Annotated in this window: 15 protein-coding genes; 10 read left to right on the top strand and 5 right to left on the bottom strand. The window is 65.9% G+C overall.

The genetic code is table 11. The annotated features are described in order from the left end of the window. The first annotated feature begins 106 nt into the window (after positions 1-106). From glmU to K4G67_RS03265, 5 genes are all read left to right on the top strand, one after another. Positions 107-1,468, top strand: coding sequence for a bifunctional UDP-N-acetylglucosamine diphosphorylase/glucosamine-1-phosphate N-acetyltransferase GlmU (gene glmU, locus K4G67_RS03285; protein ID WP_239804957.1), 1,362 nt, complete (start codon positions 107-109; stop codon positions 1,466-1,468). A 4-nt stretch (positions 1,469-1,472) separates the two neighbouring features. Beyond that, complete coding sequence (gene glmS / locus K4G67_RS03280) at positions 1,473-3,296, top strand: glutamine--fructose-6-phosphate transaminase (isomerizing) (RefSeq protein ID WP_239804956.1); 1,824 nt, start codon at positions 1,473-1,475, stop codon at positions 3,294-3,296. A gap of 105 nt (positions 3,297-3,401) precedes the next feature. Then, positions 3,402-3,896 (top strand): DNA starvation/stationary phase protection protein Dps, encoded by a 495-nt coding sequence (gene dps / locus K4G67_RS03275; RefSeq protein ID WP_239804955.1) that lies wholly within the window; start codon positions 3,402-3,404, stop codon positions 3,894-3,896. Between the two features lie 76 nt (positions 3,897-3,972). After that, a complete protein-coding gene (locus K4G67_RS03270; RefSeq protein WP_239804954.1) occupies positions 3,973-4,752 on the top strand; it encodes an SDR family NAD(P)-dependent oxidoreductase in 780 nt (259 codons plus the stop codon). 83 nt (positions 4,753-4,835) lie between these two features. Next, positions 4,836-6,470 carry a mechanosensitive ion channel family protein gene (locus tag K4G67_RS03265; protein ID WP_239804953.1) on the top strand — a complete coding sequence of 545 codons (1,635 nt, stop codon included), beginning with the start codon at positions 4,836-4,838 and terminating at the stop codon, positions 6,468-6,470. On the opposite strand, the gene K4G67_RS03260 is transcribed toward K4G67_RS03265, so the two are convergent. Next, on the bottom strand, positions 6,413-7,414 hold the full coding sequence (locus K4G67_RS03260) for an alpha/beta hydrolase (protein WP_239804952.1): 1,002 nt from the start codon (positions 7,412-7,414) through the stop codon (positions 6,413-6,415). The genes K4G67_RS03265 and K4G67_RS03260 overlap by 58 nt on opposite strands. 138 nt (positions 7,415-7,552) lie before the next feature. On the opposite strand from K4G67_RS03260, the gene K4G67_RS17650 reads away from it, so the two are divergent. Genes K4G67_RS17650 through K4G67_RS03245 form a run of 3 tightly spaced genes read left to right on the top strand, consistent with a single transcriptional unit; the run spans position 7,553 to position 11,346 of the window. After that, positions 7,553-8,335, top strand: a complete 783-nt coding sequence (locus K4G67_RS17650; protein WP_239804951.1) for a Crp/Fnr family transcriptional regulator — start codon at positions 7,553-7,555, stop codon at positions 8,333-8,335. Next, positions 8,332-10,554 carry a DUF305 domain-containing protein gene (locus K4G67_RS03250; RefSeq protein WP_338026387.1) on the top strand — a complete coding sequence of 741 codons (2,223 nt, stop codon included), beginning with the start codon at positions 8,332-8,334 and terminating at the stop codon, positions 10,552-10,554. The genes K4G67_RS17650 and K4G67_RS03250 overlap by 4 nt, the downstream gene beginning before the upstream one ends. A gap of 39 nt (positions 10,555-10,593) precedes the next feature. Further along, positions 10,594-11,346 carry a fatty acid desaturase gene (locus K4G67_RS03245; protein WP_239804950.1) on the top strand — a complete coding sequence of 251 codons (753 nt, stop codon included), beginning with the start codon at positions 10,594-10,596 and terminating at the stop codon, positions 11,344-11,346. Here the strand turns inward: K4G67_RS03245 and fghA are convergent. Genes fghA through K4G67_RS03225 form a run of 4 tightly spaced genes read right to left on the bottom strand, consistent with a single transcriptional unit; the run spans position 11,343 to position 14,084 of the window. Next, positions 11,343-12,176 carry an S-formylglutathione hydrolase gene (fghA, locus tag K4G67_RS03240; RefSeq protein WP_239804949.1) on the bottom strand — a complete coding sequence of 278 codons (834 nt, stop codon included), beginning with the start codon at positions 12,174-12,176 and terminating at the stop codon, positions 11,343-11,345. The genes K4G67_RS03245 and fghA overlap by 4 nt on opposite strands. A 28-nt stretch (positions 12,177-12,204) precedes the next feature. Continuing rightward, positions 12,205-12,594 (bottom strand): VOC family protein, encoded by a 390-nt coding sequence (locus tag K4G67_RS03235; RefSeq protein WP_239804948.1) that lies wholly within the window; start codon positions 12,592-12,594, stop codon positions 12,205-12,207. A 31-nt stretch (positions 12,595-12,625) separates the two neighbouring features. After that, a complete protein-coding gene (locus tag K4G67_RS03230; RefSeq protein ID WP_239804947.1) occupies positions 12,626-12,964 on the bottom strand; it encodes a hypothetical protein in 339 nt (112 codons plus the stop codon). Positions 12,965-12,977: 13 nt separating this feature from the next. Beyond that, positions 12,978-14,084 (bottom strand): S-(hydroxymethyl)glutathione dehydrogenase/class III alcohol dehydrogenase, encoded by a 1,107-nt coding sequence (locus K4G67_RS03225; RefSeq protein ID WP_239804946.1) that lies wholly within the window; start codon positions 14,082-14,084, stop codon positions 12,978-12,980. Positions 14,085-14,191: 107 nt separating this feature from the next. Here K4G67_RS03225 and K4G67_RS03220 point away from each other — a divergent pair, with 107 nt between their 5' ends. Together K4G67_RS03220 and K4G67_RS03215 are read left to right on the top strand one after the other, a co-directional pair. Continuing rightward, positions 14,192-15,115 (top strand): LysR family transcriptional regulator, encoded by a 924-nt coding sequence (locus K4G67_RS03220; RefSeq protein ID WP_338026386.1) that lies wholly within the window; start codon positions 14,192-14,194, stop codon positions 15,113-15,115. Positions 15,116-15,203: 88 nt separating this feature from the next. Beyond that, positions 15,204-16,322: an NADH:flavin oxidoreductase gene (locus tag K4G67_RS03215; RefSeq protein WP_239804945.1), complete on the top strand. Its 1,119-nt coding sequence runs from the start codon at positions 15,204-15,206 to the stop codon at positions 16,320-16,322. The last annotated feature ends 53 nt before the right edge of the window (positions 16,323-16,375 follow it).

Genomic DNA, 16,375 nt, shown 5'->3' with positions numbered 1-16,375 from the left:
ATGCGAGGCGGGGGGTCGGGCCGGGGGGCGGCCCGGGCACGGATTGTGCGCGGATAGCGGGCCGATGCCTATGGAAACGATGCGCAAATGCTGGCAAGGCGTCGCCATGAGCGAACTGGCCACGATCGTCCTTGCCGCGGGTAAGGGAACCCGCATGAAAAGCAATCGGCACAAGGTGCTGCACCCGATCGGGGGACGGCCGATGCTGCTCCACCTGATGGATGCGGCGGCCTCGCTTTCGGCGAGCCGCACCGTCGTGGTCGTGGGCGAATATCGCGAACAATTGCACGATGCACTGGGCGAAAGCGTGGATTATGCGGTGCAGGAGCCGCAGCTCGGCACCGGGCACGCCGTCGCGCAGGCGAAGGACGCGCTGCGCGGGTTCACCGGCGACGTGCTCATCCTCTATGGCGACGTGCCGTTGGTGCGGGCCGACACGATGCGGGCGATGCGCGAACGGCTGCATGGTCCCGATACGCCCGCGGTCGTGGTGCTTGGCTTTCGCCCGCCCGAAACCCGCGCCTATGGCCGGATCATCGCGGCGGATGACGGGCGGATCGAAAAGATGGTCGAACATCGCGATGCGAGCGAGGAGGAACGCGCCTGCACGCTGTGCAATTCGGGCGTGATGGCGGTGCGCGGCGATGAGCTGTTCGCCCTGCTCGACCGGGTGGGGAACGACAATTCGCAAGGGGAATATTACCTCACCGACATCGTCAATCTCGCCAACGGGGACGGGCGCACCTGTGCCGTGGTCGAAACCGACCGGCCGGGCGAGGTCGCAGGCGTCAATAGCCGCGCCGAACTCGCCAGCGCGGAGGCGCAGTGGCAAAACTTCCGCCGCGAGGAGGCGATGGAGCAGGGCACGACGATGCCCGCGCCCGAGACCGTGTTCTTCAGCTGGGACACGAAGCTTGGCCGCGACGTCACGATCGAGCCGAACGTGGTGTTCGGCCCCGGCGTCGTGCTCCACGACAACGTGACCGTCCGCGCGTTTAGCCATCTGGAAGGTGCGGTGCTGCACGAGGGCGCGGTGGCCGGACCCTATGCGCGGCTTCGTCCCGGCGCGGTCATGGAAGAAGGCGCGAAGGTCGGCAATTTCGTCGAGATGAAAGCGGCGGTTCTGGGCAAGGGGGCGAAGGCCAGCCACCTCACCTATCTCGGCGATGCGGAGGTGGGTGAGGGCGCCAATATCGGCGCGGGCACCATCACGTGCAACTATGACGGATATTTCAAGCATCGCACCACCATCGGGCCGCGCGCCTTCATCGGGTCGAACAGCGCGCTCATCGCGCCGCTCACCATCGGGGCCGATGCGATCGTCGGCGCAGGCAGCGCGGTCAGCCGCGACGTCGGCGATGGCGAATTGCGCATGGTGCGCGGCGAACAGCTGGTAAAGCCGGGCTGGGCCGACAGATTCCATGACGCGATGAAGAAAAAGAAGAAAGCCCAGGCGAAGGACGGATAGGCCCATGTGCGGAATTATCGGGATTGCAGGCCGCGAGCCGGTGGCCGACCGGCTGGTCGATGGGCTGCGCCGCATGGAATATCGCGGCTATGACAGTGCAGGGCTGTGCACGCTTCACGATGGCGCGATGATCCGCCGCCGGGCGGAGGGCAAGCTTGCCAATCTGGTCGCCGAATTGCGCGATCATCCCGCGCCGGGCGAGGTCGGCATCGCGCACACCCGCTGGGCCACGCATGGCGCCCCGACGGAGGCGAACGCCCACCCCCATGCCACGGACGAGGTCGCCATCGTCCACAACGGCATCATCGAGAATTTCAGGGCGCTGCGCGAGGAGATGATCGCGCGCGGTCGCGTGTTCGAAAGCGAAACCGACAGCGAGGTCGTCGCCCATCTCGTCTCCGAACAGGTCGAGACCGGCGCATCGCCCGAGGACGCGGTGCGCGAGGTGCTGCCGAGGCTGCGCGGTGCGTTTGCGCTCGGCATCGCGTTCCGGCGGCATCCCGATCTCATCATCGGGGCGCGGCGCGGTTCGCCGCTCGTGCTCGGCCATGGGGAGGGGGAAACCTATCTCGGCTCCGACGCGCTGGCGCTGGCCCCGCTGACGCAGCGGATCTCCTATCTGGAGGAGGGTGACTGGGTCGTGGTCACCCGCGACGGGGCGCAGGTCTATGACGATGAAAACCACCCGGTGGAGCGCGCCATCACCCTTTCGGGGGCGAGCGCGGCGGCCACGGAAAAGGGCAATTACCGCCATTTCATGCAGAAGGAGATCTTCGAGCAGCCGACCGTCGTCGCGCAGACGCTGACCTCCTATATCCGGCAGCTCGAACGCGAGGTGGCGCTGCCGCAGATCGATTTCGACCTGTCGGCGATCAATCGCGTGACGATCGTGGCATGCGGCACCAGTTTTTACGCCGCGATGGTCGCGAAATACTGGTTCGAGCAATTCGCCCGCGTGCCGGTCGACATCGATGTCGCCTCCGAATTCCGCTATCGCGAGCCGGTGCTGGAGGAGGGCGGCCTCGCGCTTTTCATATCGCAGAGCGGGGAAACCGCCGACACGCTCGCCGCGCTGCGCCATTGCCGCGAGGCGGGGCAGACCATCGCCGTCGTCGTCAACGTGCCGACGAGCACGATGGCGCGGGAGGCGGACCTGTTGCTCCCCACCCATGCCGGGCCGGAAATCGGCGTCGCCAGCACCAAGGCGTTCACGTGTCAGCTTGCCGTGCTCGCCGCGCTGGCCGCCCATTTCGCGAAGGTGCGCGGGCGCATCGATGCCGCGGGGGAAAGCGAGATCGTCGATCATCTGCTGCGCGCGCCTGCCGCGCTCAATGCCGCGCTCGACCATGATGACGACATCGCCGCGATGGCGCATCTCATCGCGCCGGCGCGCGACGTGCTCTATATGGGGCGGGGGCCGGATTATCCGCTCGCGCTCGAAGGGGCGCTGAAACTCAAGGAAATCAGCTATATCCATGCCGAGGGCTACGCCAGCGGGGAGATGAAGCACGGGCCGATCGCATTGATCGACGAGGATGTGCCGATCATCGTGCTCGCCCCGTCCGGCCCCCTGTTCGAAAAGACCGTCTCCAACATGCAGGAGGTCCGGGCCCGCGGCGGGAAGGTCGTGCTGATCTCCGATGCCGAAGGGCTGGCCGAGGCGGGCGAGGGGTGCATCGCCACGATCGAGATGCCGAAGGTGCATCCGCTGATCGCGCCGCTGGTCTATGCCGTGCCGGTGCAATTGCTGGCCTATCACGTCGCCTGCGTCAAAGGGACCGACGTGGATCAGCCCCGCAATCTCGCAAAATCCGTCACGGTGGAGTGATCGTCGCCCGTATCGGGCCCGTATCCGGAACGCAGCGGCGGGATACCCGTTGATTGGTCAAAGGGCGCAGACCCCATGAAAACCAATCGAAGGAGACATACCCCCATGGCACAATTCTATGCCGCCGGCCTCGACGACAATGCCCGCAAGAATTCGATCGCGCTGCTCAATGCGCGGCTGACCGATTCGATCGATTTGACGCTCGCGGTGAAGCAGGCGCACTGGACCATCAAGGGGCCAAGCTTCATCGGCCTGCACGAATTGCTGGATCAGGTGGCGGGCCGCATGCTGGAGCGCACCGACACCATTGCCGAGCGTTCGATCATCCTCGGCGGGCAGACGCCCGGCACGTCGCAGGCCGTCGCCGAAAAAAGCGAGCTCGAAGCCTATCCGCAGGACATCTCGGATCAGAAGGACCATGTCGAGGCGCTGACCAAGCGTTTCGTGGCCTTCGGCGCAAAGCTGCGCGAATCGATCGATGCGGCGGGTGAAGCCGGCGACGAGGACACCGCCGACCTGTTTACCGAGATCAGCCGCGGCATCGACAAGGATGCCTGGTTCATCGGGGCCCATTACGATTCGGCCAATGCCAAGGGCTGATGACTGATCGAAGGGGGCGCGCCGCACGACCGGCGCGCCCCTTTTTTTATTTTGCGGCCTTGCGAGGATATTCGACATGGATCTCATGATTGCGGGCAAGCGCGCGCTGATTACCGGGGCGTCCGGCGGGCTGGGCAGCGAAACCGCGCGGTTTCTGCATGACGAAGGTGTCGCGCTCTTCCTGACCGACCGGGACGAAGATGCGCTCGATACCGTGGCCGACCGGTTCGGCGCGGACCGGGCGGTGGCCGATCTGTCGAGCAAGGAGGGATGCGACGCGCTCGCCGAAAAGGTGGGGACGATCGACATCTGGGTCCATGCCGCCGGCGTCACCGGGGCCAAGGGCGACCCCCTGCGGATGAGCGAGGACGACTGGCACGACGCGCTCGCCATCGATTTCCTGTCGGCGGTCCGTCTCGCCCGCCATCTGTGCCCGCCCATGGTGGAGCGCGGATGGGGCCGCGTGGTCATGCTCGCCAGCGAAAATGTCGCGCAGCCCTATCCCGACGAAACCGTCTATAATTCCGCGAAAAGCGCCCTCGTCAGCTTTGCGAAAAGCGTGGCGATGCAGCATTCGGGTTCGGGCATGCTGGTCAATTGCGTCGCGCCCGCCTTCATCGAAACGCCGATGACCGACGGCATGATGGAAAAGCGCGCCGACGAGATGGACGTGTCCGAGGACGAGGCCGTCGCAAGCTTTCTGAAGGAAGAACGCCCGTATCTCGTGCTGGGCCGGCGCGGGAAACCTGCGGAAGTCGCCGCGGTCATCGCCATGCTGTGCAGCGAACGCGCGTCCTTCGTGACGGGCGCGAACTGGCGCGTGGATGGCGGTTCGGTCGGTTCGATCGATATCTGAGACCGCCGTATCGCTGCCTCTGCACGGCGGATCCGTGGCATTCCATGGTTGAACCCGGCGCGCGGGTGTAGGATGGGGCGCGCATGTCCATCATCCTGCGCCCCGTATTTCTCCTGTTCTCGATCCTGTGCCTGGTGGCCATGCCACACATGGCGCAGGCGCAATTGCTGCCCGCGACGGGCGGCGACGAAGAAGCCGCCGAGCAGGCGCCCGACCCCTATGGCCGCGAAACGCCGCGCGATGCGGTGACCGAACTGATCCGCGCGCTCGCCGGGCAGGATTATGCGCAGGCCTCCCATTATTTCGATTTCGAGAATGCGGACACCACCGCCGGCGAATCGGATGCGCAGGTGCTGGCCGCGACATTGCAGGCCTCGCTTGATGCCGGCGGCAAGCTGCGCAGCTTCTCCGAATTGTCGAGCGATGCGGCGGGCCGCGTCGACGATGGCCTCCCGCCCGATCGCGAACGCATCGGCACGCTGGGCGATGCGGACAGCACGCCGATCATCCTGATGCGGTCGGAATCGGCGGATGGCGCGATGGTGTGGCGCATCGCCCCCGAAACGGTCGACGCGCTGGAGGGGCAATCGCGCGATCTGCAACTGACCGACAGCAATATCGACGAGATCGAGGGCGGCTGGGCGATTGCGGGCGCGCCGATTGGCGACTGGCTGATGGTGATCGGCGTGTTTCTCGGCCTGTTCATTGCCTTTCGTCTCGTTGCGGCGGCGATCTTGTGGCTGCTGCGCGCGGCGCTGTCCGATCCGCCGACGAACGGATTGTATCGTTTTCTCGATGCCGCGCTGCCGCCGTTCGCGCTCCTGCTCGCGGTGATCGTGTTTCAGCTTTGGGGCGGGGGCGCCTCCATCTCCATCATCGCGCGTCAGACGGCGCTGCGCTATATCGGCATTGCCGCGTGGGTGGCGCTCGCCTGGTTTGCCCTGCGGTTGATCGACACGGTCGCGCGCACGCTCACCCACCGGATGGAGAAGGCCGAGCGGCGACAGGCGGTGTCGGTCGTGACGCTGGCGCGGCGCGCGGCGAAGATCATCCTGCTCGGCATCGCGACGGTGGCCATTCTCGACACGCTGGGCATCGACGTGACGACGGGGATCGCCGCGCTCGGCATCGGCGGTCTGGCGCTCGCTCTCGGCGCGCAGAAGACGATCGAGAATCTCGTCGGCAGCGTGATGGTGATTGCCGACCGTCCGGTGCAGGTCGGCGATTTCTGCCGCGTGGGCGACGTGACCGGCACGGTGGAGGATATCGGCATGCGGTCCACCCGGATCCGCACGCTGGACCGGACGCTGGTGACCATTCCCAATGGCGATTTCAGCTCGCTTCAGATCGAGAATTACGCCGCGCGCGACCAGTTCCTGTTCCACCCGACGATCGGCCTCGAATATGCGCTCACGCCGGAGCAGTTGCGCGATGGCATCCGCATCATCGAAAGCGTGCTTCAGGAGAACGAGCATGTCGCGATCGACTGGCGTGCGCGGTTGAAGAATTTCGGGGCAAGCTCGCTCGATATCGAGGTGTTCGCCTATATCGCGGTGAGCGATTATGCCGAGAGCCTCGCCATTCGTCAGGCGCTCCTGCTCGACATTTACGACCGGCTGCATGCCGCGGACATTGGCGTCGCCTTCCCGACGCAGACGCTCTACCTGCGCCGCGATGCCGATGCGTCCGAAGGGGATGGGGACGCGGCGGAGGGCTGAGCCGCTGCCGGAGCACCCGGAGCCGCATCGCCGCTTTCCGGGCCGGCGACGGCGCGCACGAAAGCGGCGATGTCGGACAGGGCAGGGCTGTTGCCGCGCAGCGGGCGGGCGAGGCTGGTGACGATGCCGACATGGCCGACGCCGTCGTAGCGCCGCAATGTCGCTGCAACCCCGCCCGCGCGCAGCCTTTGCGCGAGCGCTTCGCTGTTGCGGGGGAGCACGGTCTCGTCCTTCGCCCCGAACATGAGCAGCGCCGGCGGATCGCCCGCCCCGGCCCAGGTCACCGGCTGCGTTTCGGCCGGATCGGGCCACTGGCCAAAGGCGGCGCGGCTGGCCTCCACATCGAAGGGCGCGAAATCATAAGGGCCGGCCAGCCCCGCAAACCCGCGCACCGCGGCCCGGTCCCTGCCGAGCCAGCGATCGTCGAACGCCAGCATCGCGGCGATATACGCCCCCGCCGAATGGCCGGCGAGCACGATGCGCGATCCATCCCCGCCATATTCGCCCGCATGCGCCCGTGCCCAGCGCACCGCCGCGGCCCCATCCTCGACAAAGGCGGGATAGCGTATGTCGGGCACCAGCCGGTAATCGGGCACGATGGTCACGAAACCCTGCGCCGACAGGGCCCGGCCCACGAAATCATAGCCGCGCCGCGTCCCGCTGCTCCAGCTCCCGCCGTAGAAGAACACGACCACCGGCCGGTCGCCGGCGTTCGCGGTCGCACCCGGCGCGCTATCCCTCGGCGCATAGATGTCGAGCCTTTGCCGCGGGTCGCTGCCATAGGGGACGCCGGTCGCGACCCGCCGTGCGCCGCCGTCCTTGGGCACGAGGCTGTTGAACGTGCGCAGCGGCGAACATGCGGCCACCGCCCCCGTGCCGAGCAGGATCGCGGCCATGGCGATCCATGCCGGTGCCTTGCCGCCCCGTTGCCTCGACCGTGTCATTCCCGTCCCCCTGCGCGTCGGCACCATCGCTGCTATCCGTGTCCGCCCCGCATTTGGCAAGCGCCTGCAAACAGGAGAAATTAGACTTGTCGCCGCCCCGCGCTTCATTACACATGCAACGGGATGAAAGGGATTGGTGTGAGCAGATCGTTCGGTTCGCTTGAAAAAGCCGGGAAGCATTGCGGCGGACTGCTCGCCATGGACCGGCGGATGCGGCCCCATCTTCCCGATGGTCATCGCTGGAACCTGTCGGACGCGATCCTCGACACCCGCCGGGTGCAGCGCGATACGCAGATCTCCTTTGCCGAACGCATGGCGGAACCTCTCCTGCATATCGAGGAAGGCCTCGCCTACAGCTTCACCACGCTGCCCGACGGGCGCCGCCATGTCGAGGATCTGTTCGGCAGCGGCGGCGTGTGCAACTGGAAGCAGAGCCTGCGCGCCGCGCTCCCCTATGCGCTCATGCTGAAGGCGGGGACCACGATCACCCGGCTCGACAATGCCGCCGTCCTGCGCGAGATGGAGCGCGATCCTCATCTGGCGGAGGCATTCCGCAGGCTCGACCTGTCGCGGCAATGGCGCCTGCGCCAGCGCAGCCGCACCCTCATCAGCGGGGCCATCCATGACGGGCTCATGCATGTCCTCCTCGATCTCAGCTTCGAGACGCACGGCACCTTCGGCCGCTTCGACCCGATGCCGGTGCAGATGACGCAGGAGGAGATCAGCACCATCCTCGGCTCCTCCACCGTCCATGTGAACCGGACGGTGAAAAAGCTCGTGGCCGATGGCCGCCTGCGCCGCCGCAGCCGCGTGTTCGAAATCGTCGACCCGGACCGCGAACGCCAGCGTCTCGCCTATGACACGCCCTCATTCCCGGCTATCGCCGACCAACCCGCTCTTGTGAAGGAACCATCCGCATGATCGTCACGCCTGCCGTTTTTCGCCTTTCATTGCCGGCCATGCTGCTCGCCTCGGTTCCGATGTTCGCCCCGGCCATGGCGCAGACGGCGCCGATCTTGCAGCCCGGCGACGTGGGCGCCGGTGCGCGCAATCTTTCGGCGGAGCAGGCGCGCGCGCTGGCAGGGGCGCAATATTCGCCCGCCGATGTCGATTTCATGCAGCAAATGATCGCCCACCACCGGCAGGCGGTCGAGATGGCCGCACTCGTTGCCGATCGCACCAATCGGGAGGAGATCGTCGCGGTTGCGGGCCGCATCGACGCAGGGCAGGCGGACGAGATCGCCTTCATGACAAACTGGCTCGCCGAACATGGCGAACCTGTGGAAATGGCCGGCATGGGCCATGCGCACCACACCGACATGAAAGGCATGGCCAGCCCGCAGCAGATGGCCCGGCTCGCCGCGTCGAACGGCGCGAATTTCGATGCGCAGTTCCTCACCCTCATGATCGCGCACCACGAAGGCGCGGTCGACATGGTCGATGCCCTGCTGCAACAGCCGGGCACGGCCTATGACCCGGTCATGCTGGAATTCACCGACGATGTGAAGAACGACCAGAACGCCGAGATCGAGCGGATGAACGCCGTCCTCGCCAGCCTGTCGGACGATCCGCGCGCGACATTGACCGCAGGGCTGACCGATGCGGGGCAGGCGATCGAGAACCTGCGCCTCGTCACCAGCCTGCCGAAACCCGCCGGGTTCTTCGACCCCGCCAATCCGGGCGAGTTGCAGCCGCTGAAACCCAAAAAGACGGGCGAGGAGGACGCAGACGCCGCCGTCGCCGCCGACCCCCGCGACGAGGAAGCGGACAAGCCACAGTTCGGCACGCGCAGCCCGCTGCTCTCCTTTGCCAATACAGACATGGCCTTTGCCGGCGATTTGATGGTGGCGGGCAATTACCACGGGTGGAACGCCTATCGCCTGAGCGAGGATGGCGTGCCCGTGCTGGTCAGCTCGGTCGTGTGTCCGGGCGGGCAGGGCGACGTGTCGATCGTCGGCGATCTGTTGTTGATGAGCGTGCAGGACACGCGCGCCCGCAAGGATTGCGGATTGCAGGGCGTGTCCGGAAAGGTCAGCGACGAACGCTTCCGCGGGCTGCGCATCTTCGACATTTCGGACATCACGAAGCCGGTGCAGGTCGGACAGGTGCAGACCTGCCGCGGCTCGCACACCCATTCGGTCGTGTCGCAGACGAAGGACGCGCTCATCGTTTATAACTCCGGCACATCGCGGGTGCGGGACGAGGAGGAGCTGGCCGGTTGCATCGGGGAGGTGCCGGGCGACGATCGCACGGCCCTGTTCCGCATCGACGTGATCGAGATCCCGCTTGCCGATCCGTCGCAGGCGCGCATCGTCGACAGCCCCGCCGTTTTCGCGGATGAGGAAACCGGGCGGCTTGCCGGCCTTTGGCAGGGCGGCGACCACGGCGACGATACGCAGGATACCAGCCGCACCGACCAATGCCACGACATCACCGTGTTCCCGTCCAAGAACCTCGCCGCGGGCGCATGTTCGGGCAACGGGATCATCTTCGACATTTCCGACCCCCGCAAGCCGAAGCGCATCGACGAGGTCGTCGACAAGGGCTTTGCCTACTGGCACTCCGCGACGTTCAACAATGACGGGACGAAGGTGCTGTTCACCGACGAATGGGGCGGCGGCGGGCGCCCGCGCTGCCGTGCCTCCGACCCGAAGAACTGGGGCGCCGACGCGATCTACGAAATCGTGGACGGACAGCTCGAATTCCGCAGCCTGTACAAGCTGCCCGCGCCGCAGGGGGACAAGGAAAACTGCGTCGCGCACAACGGTTCGATCATTCCGGTGCCGGGACGCGATATCTTCGTGCAGGCCTGGTATCAGGGCGGCATCTCGGTCATCGATTTCACCGATCCGGCCAACCCGTTCGAGATTGCCTATTTCGACCGCGGCCCCATTGACGAGGATCAGCTGGTGACGGGCGGATACTGGTCCGCATACTGGTACAACGGGCGCATCTACGCGACCGAGATCACGCGCGGGCTGGACGTTTTCGCATTGGAGCCGAGCGAGTTTTTGAGCGCGGAGGAAATCGCCGCCGCCGAAGCCGCCGACCAGGGCAACACCTTCAACCCGCAGCAGCAGTTCCCCGTGACGTGGCCCGCATCGGTGACCGCCGCGCTCGACAAAAAGGCAGAAGGCTAAGCCTCACCTTCGCGGCGAAACCGTGCTAGGACACCGGCCATGTCGCATCGCCTCGTCCTTCGTTTCTCCGCAATACCCGATACGGCGGTCAGCATCGCGCTGGCCGCCGGGATCGTGGCGGCGTGGCTCGCCATTCATGTCGGCGCGATCTTCGCGTGGGAATGGCAATGGGGCACCGCGCCGCTCGCGGTGCTGCTCATCGCGGTGCAGACGTGGCTCTCGGTCGGGCTGTTCATCATCGCGCATGATTGCATGCACGGCTCGCTCGCGCCCGGTCATGACAGGGTGCAGCATGCGCTCGGCACGTTTGCGCTCGGTGCCTATGCGGCGCTGTCCTATCGCGCGATGCTGCCCGCACATCACCGGCACCATGCCGTGCCCGGCTCATCGGAGGATCCCGATTTCCACGCCGGCAATCCGCATGCGCTGCTGCCGTGGTTTGCCGCGTTCTTCCGCCGCTATTACACCCATGGGCAGATCGTCCGGATCACGCTCGTCGCGCTGCTCTACATGGCGCTGGGTGCGTCTCTTGTGAATATCGCGGCGTTCTGGGCGGTGCCGGCGGTGCTGGCGCTGGTGCAATTGTTCGTGTTCGGCACGTGGCTGCCGCATCGCCACGGCGCCGACGGTTTCGCGGACCATCACAATGCGCGCAGCCTGCGCGGGGGCGGGCGGGGCGCGATGCTGCGCTCGCTCCTCGCCTGCTTTCATTTCGGCGGCTATCATCACGAGCATCATCTGTCCCCCGGCACGCCATGGTGGCGGCTGCCCCGGGTGACGCGGAGGCGTTAGGCCTTCAACCGCTCCGCGTGCCAGGCCACGTGATCCGCCATGAAGGTGGAGATGAAGTAATAGGAGTGGTCGTAGCCCTCCTGCATCCGGATATCGGCGGCAATGCCCGCATCCTTGCAGGCCTGCCGCAGCAGTTCGGGCTTCAGCTGCTCGACCAGGAAATTATCGGCGGTCCCCTGATCGATCAGCATTTCGAGCACGCGCGCGCCATCCTCGATCAGCGCGACGGCATCGTATTCGCGCCATTTCGCCCGGTCCGCCCCGATATAGCGGGTGAGCGCCTTGTCCCCCCACGGGCATTGCAGCGGGGCGACGATGGGGGCAAATGCGCTGACCGAGCGGAACCGCGCCGGATCGCGCAGCGCCATGGTCAGCGCGCCGTGACCGCCCATCGAATGGCCCGTGATCGATTGCCGGTCCATGTCGGCGGGGAAATGCGCCCCGATCACCGCGGGCAGCTCGGTTTCGAGATAGGACCGCATGCGGTAATGCTGCGCCCACGGCTGCTCGGTCGCATCGACGTAGAAACCGGCACCCTTCCCGAAATCATAGGCCTCGTCATCGGGCACGTCGTCCCCGCGCGGCGAGGTGTCGGGCGCGACGAAGATGATGCCCTGTTCGGCGCAGGCGGCGCGATATTCGCCCTTTTCCGTGACATTGGCATGGGTGCAGGTCAGCCCCGACAGATACCACAGCACCGGCAGTTTCGCGCCCGGCGCATGATCGGGCACGAATACCGAGAATGTCATCTCGGTCCCCGTTTCCGCGCTGGCATGGGTGTGGACGCTCTGCACGCCGCCGTGCGAACGGTTCTGCGCTGTGGTTTCCATGGGTTCTGTCCTTCTCGCTGGTATCGTATCAGGGGCGGTGGAGGCCGCAGATCTTGTGCCCGTCGAGATCGCGGAAATAGGACAGGTAGATCGTGCCCATGCTCCCCTCGCGCTTGCCCGGGGGGTTTTCGATGCTGGTCGCGCCGTTGGCGACCGCGACATCGTGCAGTTCCTTCACCTGTTCCGGCGAATCGCAGGCAATGCCGATGGTCATGCCGTTCGCGGTGGTGGCCGGCTCGTCATTGATCGGCTGCGTGATGGCCAGCATGGACCCGCCGTGCGCGAAGAATACGCGGCGATGTCCGCTGTTGGCGGTGTTGTCCATCCCGCCTTTGCACCCGACGACGGCAAGAACCTTTTCATAGAAGGCCTTCGCCTTGTCGATATCGTTGGTGCCGATCATCACGTGGCTGAGCATGCATTCTCTCCTTATTACGGGGTCCGGCCATTCACGGGGTCGGGCCATTCACGGGGTCGGGGGCGGGCGGGCACCACAGGTCCGAAACGAGGTCGAGATCCATGCGCTGCACCTCGCGTTCCATGGCGTCCCGCATGGCATCATAAGGCCCGGCGGCGATTTCGGTTCCGGCCAGCGCGGCAAAGGCCGCGTCGCGCGCCGCCCGGTCGGGCCACCGTGCAAAGGCGCAGAAATGCCCGGCCTCATTCGTGAAAAGCGCGGAGCCGTGGCTGTTCTTCTCCAACAGCAGCCGCGTCATCGCGTCCCAGGCGTCGCGAAATTGCGTTTCGCGGCCGGGACGGATGCGCCATTCGAAAAAGGTCGCGAGCACGGACCGCCGGTGATCAGTAGACGACGACGCTGCGGATGGATTCGCCCGCATGCATCAGGTCGAAACCCTTGTTGATCTCGTCCAGCGTGAGGACGTGGGTGATCATCGGGTCGATGTCGATCTTGCCATTCATGTACCAGTCGACGATCTTGGGCACGTCGGTCCGGCCCTTCGCCCCGCCGAACGCCGTCCCGCGCCAGTTGCGCCCGGTGACGAGTTGGAACGGGCGCGTCTCGATCGTGGCGCCTGCCTCGGCAACGCCGATGATGATCGAGGTGCCCCACCCCTTGTGACAGCATTCGAGCGCGTCGCGCATCACCTTGGTATTGCCGGTGCAATCGAACGAATAATCCGCCCCGCCATCGAGCATGTTGACGAGATGTTCGACGACATTGCCGACATCCTTGGGATTGACGAAATCGGTCATGCCGAACTTGCGGCCCCATTCTTCCTTGTCGCCGTTGATGTCGACGCCGACAATGCGGTCCGCGCCGGCCATCCGCGCACCCTGAATGACGTTGAGGCCAATCCCGCCGAGGCCGAAGACCACGACATTGTCGCCGGGCTTCACCTTGGCCGTGTTGACCACCGCGCCGACGCCGGTCGTGACGCCGCACCCGACATAGCAGCTTGTCTTGAACGGGGCGTCCTCGCGGATTTTCGCGACGGCGATTTCGGGCAGCACGGTAAAGTTCGAGAAGGTCGAACACCCCATGTAGTGGTAGATCGTCTCGCCCTTGTACGAAAAGCGGCTGGTCCCGTCCGGCATCAGCCCCTTGCCCTGCGTTTCGCGGATGGCGCTGCACAGGTTGGTCTTGCCCGACAGGCACATTTTGCACTGCCGGCATTCGGGGGTGTAGAGCGGGATGACATGGTCGTCCGGCTTCACGCTGGTGACGCCGGCGCCGATTTCGCGCACGATGCCCGCGCCTTCGTGGCCGAGCACGCTCGGGAACAGCCCTTCGGCGTCCAGCCCGTCGAGCGTGTAGGCATCGGTATGGCACAGGCCGGTCGCCATGATCTCGACCAGGACCTCGCCCTCTTTCGGACCTTCGAGATCGAGTTCGACGATTTCGAGGGGCTTTTTCGCTTCGAACGCAACGGCGGCGCGGGTTTTCATAAAGGTATCTCCTGCTTTGCGCGCGAGTGTAGCGATCCCGCCGGATGGTGATAAAGGGGCATTTGAGAAAAGGATTATCGCAGCACGGTTATAATGACGATGGGCGAATGGCCATGATCGGCGGATGGGACGGCATCGAGGAATTCGTCGCGGTCGCGCAGGCGGGCAGCTTTACCGCCGGCGCCCGCGCATTCGGCGCGTCGGTCACGCATATGAGCCGCGCCGTCGCCCGGCTGGAGACGCGGGTACAGGCGCAATTGTTCCATCGCACCACGCGCTCACTCCGCCTGACCGATACGGGACGCATATTTTTCGAGGATTGCCGCCGCATCGTGGACGAGCGGGAGGAGGCGATCGCCGCCATCACCCGCGACGGCGAACCGCGCGGCGAATTGCGGCTCACCTGCTCCTACGCGCTGGGCGAACAATTCGTCGCGCCTCTCGTCCGCGAATTTACGCAGGGGTTCCCGGCGCTTTCGGTGACGGTCGATCTCGACAATGACGTGATCGACCTCATTGCCGAGGGGTACGACATCGCCATTCGTACAGGGCAGCTGAACGATTCGCGCCTGATCGCGACACGGGTGGCGGAACGCGCACTGATCACCTGTGGCGCGCCGGACTATCTGGCGGCGTACGGCTATCCGCGCACGCTGGCGGAGCTTTCGGACCACGCCTGTCTCGGCGGGTCGTCGGGGGCGTGGCGGTTTCGCGGCGATGCGGTGGTGCGCCCAGTGGGCCGGTGGCGCTGCAACAGCGGGGCGGCCGTGCTCGACGCTGCGCTGCACGGGATGGGGATATGCCAGCTTCCGGCGTTCTATGCCCGGCGCCATGTGACCGCGGGGCGGCTGATCCCCTTGCTGGAGGACATGGCCCCGCCACCCGAGCCGATCTGGGCCGTCTATCCGCAGCGGCGGCATCTCTCGCCCAAAATCAGCCAGCTTGTCGCCATGCTGCGCGCGCGTCTGCCGGCGCGGCTGGCGGGGGTGCACGACGTTGCAAGGCATGGAAACGACATACCGGAACCTTGAAATTTCGCATTTGCGGCATAGTTGGCGGATCGATCCGAATTTTTGGATCTGTCCTGCCCCCCGCCAGTTTTCCGGAGTATCCGCCGCCATGCCGTCCCCTGTTACCGATATTTTGTTTCAGCCTTTCGACCATGCGGGCCTGTCGCTCGACAATCGCATCGTCATGGCGCCGATGACGCGCGCCGCCGCGCCCGATGGCATTCCCGGCACTGCCAATGCCGAATATTACCGCCGCCGGGCCGAAGGGGGCGTCGGACTCATCCTGTCCGAAGGGACGGTGATCGACCGCCCGGCATCGCGCAATGAAAAGGATATTCCTCTCTTCCATTCCGATGCCGCGCTCGCCGGGTGGAGCGAGGTGATCGACGCGGTGCACGATGCCGGCGGGAAGATGGGGCCGCAGATCTGGCATACCGGCGCGACCAAGGGGAACGCCGGCTGGACCCCCGATGCCGAGGTGGAGAGCCCGTCGGGCCTGCTCGCCCCCGGCAAGCCGCGCGGCAAGGCGATGACGGAGGAAGACATCGCCGACACGGTCGCCGCCTTCGCCCGTGCGGCCGCGGATGCCAAGCGGCTGGGCTTCGACACGGCCGAATTGCACGGCGCGCACGGCTATCTCGTGGACGAATTCTTCTGGCCCGGCACGAATGCGCGGCAGGACCGGTACAATGGCCCCACGATTGCCGAACGTTCGCGCTTCGCCGCCGAGATTGTCGCCGCCATGCGCGAGGCGGTCGGCCCCGGCTATCCGCTGATTCTCCGGGTGAGCCAGTGGAAGCAGCAGGATTTCGACGCCCGTCTTGCCGCCACGCCGGAGGAGATGGAGGCATGGCTCGGCCCGCTGGTCGATGCAGGCGCCGATATTCTCCATTGTTCGCAGCGCCGTTTCTGGGAACCGGAATTCCCGGAGATCGACGGCGAGGACGGGCTGAACTTTGCCGGATGGGCGAAGAAGGTCACCGGCGCCCCGACGATCAGCGTCGGCTCGGTCGGGCTGTCGGGCGAGTTCATCGCGGCGTTCGGCGGCGAAAAATCGCAGAGCACCGGCGTCGAAAATCTCGTCGCGCGGATGGAGCGGGAGGAATTCGACCTCATCGCCGTGGGCCGCGCGCTCATCAGCAATCCCGACTGGGCGAACCGTATTCGCAAAGGCGACGCGGACGGTTTGAAGGGGTTCGATCCGGCCGATCTCGCCACGCTTGCCTGAACCGGGTGTTCAAGCGGCGCGGCCCGGTGCGAGAGTGCCGGCCGCGCCGCTTG

Origin of the sequence: Croceicoccus hydrothermalis, assembly GCF_022378335.1 — a bacterium.
GTDB classification, from domain to species: Bacteria; Pseudomonadota; Alphaproteobacteria; order Sphingomonadales; family Sphingomonadaceae; genus Croceicoccus; species Croceicoccus hydrothermalis.
Note: the sequence above shows the minus strand (reverse complement) of the source record. Positions and strands in the feature narration are given on the sequence as shown.